Source organism: Hydrogenophaga sp. A37 (assembly GCF_002001205.1).
Classification (GTDB): Bacteria; Pseudomonadota; Gammaproteobacteria; order Burkholderiales; family Burkholderiaceae_C; genus Hydrogenophaga.
The window spans coordinates 22,634-29,040 of the sequence record NZ_MUNZ01000083.1; the positions used below are offsets into that span (position 1 = coordinate 22,634).

The 6,407-nt window shown below is 70.6% G+C and carries 8 protein-coding genes; 5 read left to right on the plus strand and 3 right to left on the minus strand.

What is annotated here, in order from left to right; all coding sequences use genetic code 11:
• Window positions 1-170: 170 nt before the first annotated feature.
• The 3 genes from B0E41_RS07575 to B0E41_RS07585 all read left to right on the plus strand — a co-directional run bounded on the left by B0E41_RS07575 (window position 171) and on the right by B0E41_RS07585 (window position 3,020).
• The gene (locus tag B0E41_RS07575) at window positions 171-767 is read left to right on the plus strand and encodes a cytochrome c4 (protein WP_216350741.1); all 597 of its coding nucleotides are present in this window, start codon (window positions 171-173) and stop codon (window positions 765-767) included.
• Window positions 768-828: 61 nt separating this feature from the next.
• Window positions 829-2,145: a cytochrome c gene (locus B0E41_RS07580; protein WP_077330475.1), complete on the plus strand. Its 1,317-nt coding sequence runs from the start codon at window positions 829-831 to the stop codon at window positions 2,143-2,145.
• Window positions 2,146-2,210: 65 nt separating this feature from the next.
• A complete protein-coding gene (locus B0E41_RS07585) occupies window positions 2,211-3,020 on the plus strand; it encodes a crotonase/enoyl-CoA hydratase family protein (protein ID WP_077330476.1) in 810 nt (269 codons plus the stop codon).
• A 6-nt stretch (window positions 3,021-3,026) separates the two neighbouring features.
• Here B0E41_RS07585 and B0E41_RS07590 read toward each other — a convergent pair whose 3' ends face one another.
• Window positions 3,027-3,335 carry a hypothetical protein gene (locus B0E41_RS07590; RefSeq protein WP_077330477.1) on the minus strand — a complete coding sequence of 103 codons (309 nt, stop codon included), beginning with the start codon at window positions 3,333-3,335 and terminating at the stop codon, window positions 3,027-3,029.
• Window positions 3,332-4,252 (minus strand): LysR family transcriptional regulator, encoded by a 921-nt coding sequence (locus B0E41_RS07595; RefSeq protein WP_077330478.1) that lies wholly within the window; start codon window positions 4,250-4,252, stop codon window positions 3,332-3,334. Before B0E41_RS07595 ends, B0E41_RS07590 begins: the two co-directional genes overlap by 4 nt.
• 141 nt (window positions 4,253-4,393) lie before the next feature.
• Here B0E41_RS07595 and B0E41_RS07600 point away from each other — a divergent pair, with 141 nt between their 5' ends.
• On the plus strand, window positions 4,394-4,588 hold the full coding sequence (locus B0E41_RS07600; protein WP_077330479.1) for a hypothetical protein: 195 nt from the start codon (window positions 4,394-4,396) through the stop codon (window positions 4,586-4,588).
• A 2-nt stretch (window positions 4,589-4,590) separates the two neighbouring features.
• Window positions 4,591-4,992 (plus strand): tautomerase family protein, encoded by a 402-nt coding sequence (locus tag B0E41_RS07605; protein ID WP_077330480.1) that lies wholly within the window; start codon window positions 4,591-4,593, stop codon window positions 4,990-4,992.
• Window positions 4,993-4,998: 6 nt separating this feature from the next.
• Here B0E41_RS07605 and B0E41_RS07610 read toward each other — a convergent pair.
• The coding region (locus B0E41_RS07610; protein ID WP_253194678.1) for a cytochrome P450 at window positions 4,999-6,407 on the minus strand (1,409 nt) is incomplete at its 5' end.

The window sequence follows — 6,407 nt, forward strand, 5'->3', positions numbered from 1 at the left end:
AAGGCGGTTTCTGGTCAGTGTATCGGCCCGATGCCTGTGGTACTTTCAAAGCGCCCATGTCCCTGCTCCGAACCCACCTCCCCATCGTCATCGCGGCCCTGCTCTGGCACGGCGCGGTGGTCGCCGCCGAGCCGCAACGCACCGTGCCCGACACCCTGGCCCAGCGCACCATGGCCTGCACCCTGTGCCACGGCAAAGAGGGCCGCGCCACCAACGCCGGTTACTTCCCGCGCATCGCGGGCAAGCCGGCGGGCTACCTCTACAACCAGCTCACGCACTTTCGCGACGGCCGGCGCCAGAACCCCGGCATGGCCAACCTGCTCGACCACCTGTCTGACGCCTACCTGCTCGACATCGCCAACCACTTCGCCAGCCTCGATCTGCCGTACCCGCCGCCGCAGACCGTCAACGCACCGCGCGATCAGCTCGCGCGCGGTGAGGCGCTGATCCGGCGCGGCGACCCGGCGCGCCAGCTGCCCGCCTGCGCCAGTTGCCACGGCGACGCGCTCACCGGCATGAAGCCCGCCATACCCGGCCTGCTCGGCCTGCCGCGCGACTACCTGATCGGGCAGCTCGGCGCCTGGCAGACCGGCCTGCGCCACACGCACGCCCCCGACTGCATGGCGCAGATCGCCAAAGGCCTAACGCCCGACGATGTGGGCGCCCTCGCCACCTGGCTCTCGGCCCAACCGCTGCCCGCCGACACCCACGCCGTCGCGCCCTCGGCGAAGCCCTTGCCCCTGCGTTGCGGGAGTGCGGACAAATGAGCGGGCGCCGGGCCGCTCCCAAGCCCGCTCGCACCGAAGCCCGCAGGGCGGAGGTACGTCGATGAGCGAGGTGAACCACACCGCGGTGCGCCGCCTGCTTGCTGTCGCGCTGGGTGCGACGGTGGTGCTGCTGATCGCGCTCGCGGTGCTTATCGGTCGGCAGCTCGGCGTGGAGGCCTTGCCGCCGCTGACCGCCCAGCCCGCGCCCGACGACCCGGCGCTGGTCGCGCGCGGTGCCTACCTCGCGCGGGCCGGCAACTGCGCCGCCTGCCACACCGCGCGCGGCGGCCCGCCCTACGCGGGCGGGCGCGGCATCGAGACGCCCTTCGGCACCGTGTTCGCGGGCAACCTCACGCCCGACACCACCGGCCTGGGCGCCTGGAGCGCCGACGCCTTCTGGCGGGCCATGCAACAAGGCGTGTCGCGCGACGGCCGCCTGCTCTACCCCGCGTTCCCTTACGAGAGCTTTTCGCGCATCACCCGCGACGACAGCGACGCGCTGCACGCCTTCCTGCGCAGCCTGACGCCGGTCGCGCAGGCCAACCGGCCGCACGCGCTGCGGTTCCCCTACAGCACGCAGGCCGCGCTCGCGGTCTGGCGCGAGCTGTACTTCGAGCCCGCCGCGTTCCAGCCCGACACATCGCAGAGTGCCGAATGGGACCGGGGCGCCTACCTCGTTCAAGGCCTGGGCCACTGCTCCGCCTGCCACTCGCCGCGCGACGCGCTGGGCGGCGTGGACAGCGCCCGGGCGCTGGACGGCGGCCTCATGCCCGGTCGCGGCTGGTATGCACCTTCGCTGCGCGCCGCGCACGAGGCCGGGCCATCGGTCACACCCGGCGCCTCCACCGTCGAGCTGCTGAAAACCGGCGTCACCGCCGGCGCCTCGGCCATGGGGCCGATGGCCGAGGTGGTGCAACACAGCACCCAACACCTCAGCGACGCCGACCTGAACGCCATCGGCCACTACCTCGCGTCCCAAGCCCTGCCAGCGGCGCCGCCACCGGCCGCACCGAGCGCGCCGTCGGCCCAGCTCGATCTCGGCGAGAAGGTCTACAAGCAGCACTGCCTCGACTGCCACGGTGAACAGGGCCAAGGCGCGGCGCGCGAGGGCCTGGCTGGAACTGGAAGCACCATGGCCTACCCGCCGCTCGCGGGCAATCGCGCGGTGCGGCTGGCCTCGCCGGTCAACGCGGTGCAGGCCATCCTCGGTGGCGGCTTCGCGCCCGCCACCGCTGGCCACCCCCAGCCCTACGGCATGCCGCCGTTCCGCACGCTGCTGAACGACACACAGATCGCCGCCGTGACCAGCTTCATCCGCCAGCGCTGGGGCAACCAGGCCGGCGCGGTGACCCCACTGGACGTGCAGGGCATCCGCTGAGCGCGGCGCAGGGCTTGACGCCTGGGTGACGCGGGCGGGTGGCGCCGGCTGACTACCATGCGGCCATGAACGCCACCCCCACGCCCCCTGAAGGCCGCATCACCACCGAGGCGCGCGGCGCCGTGCTGCTGATCGGCATTGATCGTCCTGCCAAACGCAACGGCTTCACGCCGGCCATGATGCGCTCGCTCGCCGAGGCCTACACCCGGCTCGACGACGAGCCCGCGCTGCGCGTGGGCGTGCTGCACGCGCACGGCGATCACTTCACCGCGGGCCTGGATTTGCCGACCTTCGCGCCGCTGATGCAGCGCGGCGAGTACGCCGTGCCCTTCGGCCTGGTGGACCCGCTCAACCTCGGCGACGCCGGCTGGCGCCGCCGCACCAAGCCCCTGGTTGTGGCGGTGAAAGGCATCACCTACACGCTGGGCATCGAGCTCATGCTCGCGGCCGACATCGTGGTGGCCGCGGACAACGGCCGGTTCTCTCAACTCGAAGTGAAGCGCGGCATCATGGCCACCGGCGGTGCCACGCTGCGCATGGCCGAGCGCGCCGGCCTGGGCAACGCACTGCTGCACCTGCTGACCGGCGATGAGTTCGACAGCGCCGAAGCGCTGCGCCTGCACTTCGTGCAACGCGTGGTGCCCGCCGGCCAGGAGCTCGACGAAGCCCTGCGCATCGCGACGCAGATCGCCGATCAGGCGCCACTGGCCGTGGTGGCCACGCGGCTCAACGCGCTCAAGGCGGTGGAGCAGGGGCCGCTGGCGGCGATGGCCGAGTTCGACGCGGTACAGAAAGGCCTGGCCAACAGCGAGGACGCGAAAGAGGGCGTGGCCTCGTTCCGTGAGAAGCGGGTGCCGGTGTTCAAGGGGCGCTGAACGCCTTCAGCGCTCGGACGCGAACCGCGCCACCAGCGCCTCGCCCCACTCCCAAGGCCCGGTGATCGTCAGCGTCACCGTGGTCCAGTCGCCGTCTTGCTGCACCTGCTGGTCGGCGTCCCAGGCGCCGCCCTCGTCCAGCGGGCCGCGCGGCCCGGGGCTGTGTTTCTCGGCCCAGGCCAGCACGGCCTGCACCTCGGCCATCACCGCGGGCACGTCGGCCGCGCGCACGCTGGCCATGGCGTCCCAGGTGCCGGTGCCTTCGCCGTCGTCGCTGGCGTCGAAGATCAGGTAGTGCAAAGGCGCGGCGCTCATGGGCTGGTGCCCGAAGGCGGGTTTTGCTTGGCGATCCACTCGACCCAGAAGTCAATGCAGGCCCGGATCTTGGGCAGCCGCTGTCGCGCGCTGGCCGTGATGGCGTAGAGCGGCACCGGCAGGTGCGGCACAAACGCTGGGAGCACGGGCAGCAGCAGTCCCTGCCGCACCAGCGGCGCCGCCGCCAGCGTGGCGAGCCGCCCGATGCCCAGGCCCTGCAGCACCATGTTGGCGGCCTGGCCGGTGTCGTTGATGCGCCAGTAGCCTTCGGCGGGCCGCAGAACCGCGTGACCCTCCACCACAAACGGCCACTGGTTGAGGTGTGGGGCTGTGGTGTTGACGATGAGCCGGTGGTGTCTCAGGTCGTCGGGGTGCTGCGGCAACCCGGCCTGTTTTGCGTACGCCGGGGCGGCATAGAGCGCGCGGTCGAGATGGCCGAGTGCGCGGGCCACCTGGGTGTTGGGCAGAGCGGTGTGGGTGCGGATGGCCATGTCGATCCCTTCGCGGGCCATGTCCACGAGCTGGTCGCTCACCTCCAGATCCACGCGCAGGTTCGGATGGCGCTGGTTCAGCTCGCCCAGGCTGGGCACCACAAAGTATTGCGCAATGACGGTGCTGCATGCAATGCGCACCAGGCCACGCGCCTCACCCGTTTGGTGGGCGAACTCACCCTCCAGCTCGTCAAGCACGCCCGTGATGCGGTGGCTGTAGGCGAGAAGCGTGTCGCCCTCGGCGCTCAGCGAGAGCCCGTGGGTGGAGCGGTGGACCAGGCGCGCGCCACAGGTTTTTTCAATGCGCGTCAGGGCGCGAGAGACCTGGCTGACCGGCACATCGCGCTCCCGCGCCACGGCCGAGAGGCTGCCCAGCGCGGCCACGCGGGCAAAAAGCTTCAGGTCGTCGAAGGCAAGCTTGTCCATGGCGGTGATGGTAGGCGACGGCCGTGGGGCGAGGCGCTGTGCAGGCCTTTGCGCGGCGTGCAAAACCGTTTTGAGATCGCTGCCGTTTCCCGCCGGAGGGGGAGTGCCTAGAGTTCGAGCACCCCTTCAACGGAGCCCACCATGCACACCGAACACCTGTACCAGACCCTCTCGCCGCAGGCCTACGCAGCCTTGCTCGACCGCATTCGGCGGCAGGCCGTGCAAGAACGTCGTCTGGCGGTGCTGGCCTTCGGCCAGGACTGGCCGCGCCGGTTGTGGCGGTTGTGGCAGCGCTTGCGCTTCCCCATCGTCCCCACCCACCCACAGAAAGCCTGACCATGCCCATCTTGATGCTCAAGATCGCCCCGCTGCAAAACCCCGAGCGCTACCAGGCCCTGGCCGCAGCACTCACCAGGCTCACCGCCGACATCCTGGGCAAACGCGCGGAGGTCACCGCCGTGGTGATCGACGACCTGCCCCGGGCGCGCTGGTGGGTGGGCGGGGGCGCGGTGCAGGGTGCGACGGCCTTGCTGGAGATCGGCATCACCGCTGGCACCAATACCGAAGCGGAGAAGGCGCGCTTCATCGACGCTGCGTACCGCGAACTGCAGCGCCAACTGGCGCCGGACGGTGGCTTCGAGCTCGCGAGCTACGTGACGGTGCGCGAACTACCGGCCACCGACTGGGGCTACGGCGGGCGGACCCAGCGGGCTCGGCAGCTGGCTCGCTCCACCGCCTGAGCGCCGTCAGGCGATGCCGGCGAAGGTCAGTGGGTTCCCCGGTCCGGCGACGGGGGTGCGCTGAAGCCAGAGCTGCACCGGTTCCTTGGGGCGCAAGGTCACGTGCAACTGGGGTTCACACGGAGGTGCGTGGTCGGGCAGGGCCAGCGAGAACCGCTGCAGCAGCATGGCCGAGAGCAAGGTCATTTCCAGCATCGCGAAGTGCTGCCCCAGACAGACACGCGGACCTGCGCCAAAGGGCATCCAGGCGCCCCTCGGGATCGGCGGTGCGTCGTCGAGGAAACGCTCCGGCTTGAACGCGCCGGCGTCGTGAAACCAGCGCTCGTCGTGGTGCAGGACGTAGGGCGTGATGCGCAACATGGCGCCCTTCGGAATGGCCCAGCCGCCCAGAACGATGGGCGCGGTGGTGCGCCGCGTCATGAGGGCCGCGACGGGCGGGTAGAGCCGCATCGCCTCTTTGAGCGTGGCCGTGAGCCAGGGCAGTTGGGCAAGGTGCTCCGGGCCCGGTTTTTCGTCGCCCACGACGCTGAAGACCTCGTCGCGTGCGCGTTGCGCGATGTCGGGGTGCTCGGCCATCAGGCGACTCCACCAGAGCAGGGCGGTCGCCGATGTTTCGTGCCCGGCCTGGAAGCTCACGATGCACTGGTCGAACACCTCGCCCGGTGACAAGGCGTCGCCCGTGGCTTCGTCGCGCAGCGCCAGCAGCCGGCCCAGCAGATCGGGGTGGTCGGCGTCTGCCGGTCCGGCGGCTCGGCGGGCGTCGATCTGTTGCTGGATCAGGTCTCTCAAGGTCTTCAAGGCCTGGCGTTTCGCGGCCTTGCCGGGCAGCGGCAGCCAGTCGGGCAGCGTGAACAACCGGAACATCTCGCGGTAGGCGGTGGCCGACAAGACCTGTGTCGCCTGCGCGGCGGCCACCGAGTCCTGCTGCGCCGAGCGACCGAACATCGTGCGAAGAATCACGTCCATGGTCACACGGCTCCACAGCGCGTCCATCGCGACCAGCCCCCGCGTCTGACCCGGCGGCAAGGCCGCATCGAACGCCTCCTGGGCGGCATGGGTCATGAGCTTGGCGTAGCCGGCCACGCGCTTGGGCGTGAAGGCTTCCATCAACATGCGCCGTTGCCGTTGCCACGTGGGGCCTTCGGTCACCAGAACGCTCTGGCCAAAGACCTGCGCAAAGACCTCGATCCCGCGCTCCCAGCGGATGAGCGCGTCGGCGTGGTTGACCAGCGCCTCGCGCACCAGCTCGGGTGACATCAGGTCCCAGGCATGTTCGTTGCCCAGGCGCATGTAAGTGATGTCGCCGTGGTCCCGCTGCAGCCGGGTGACGAATCCCAGGTAGTCGGCTTTCATCTCGGCCAGCAAGGACAGGCCCCACCACCGGCCGCGTGGGCCGGGGGCGTGTGTGCGGGGTG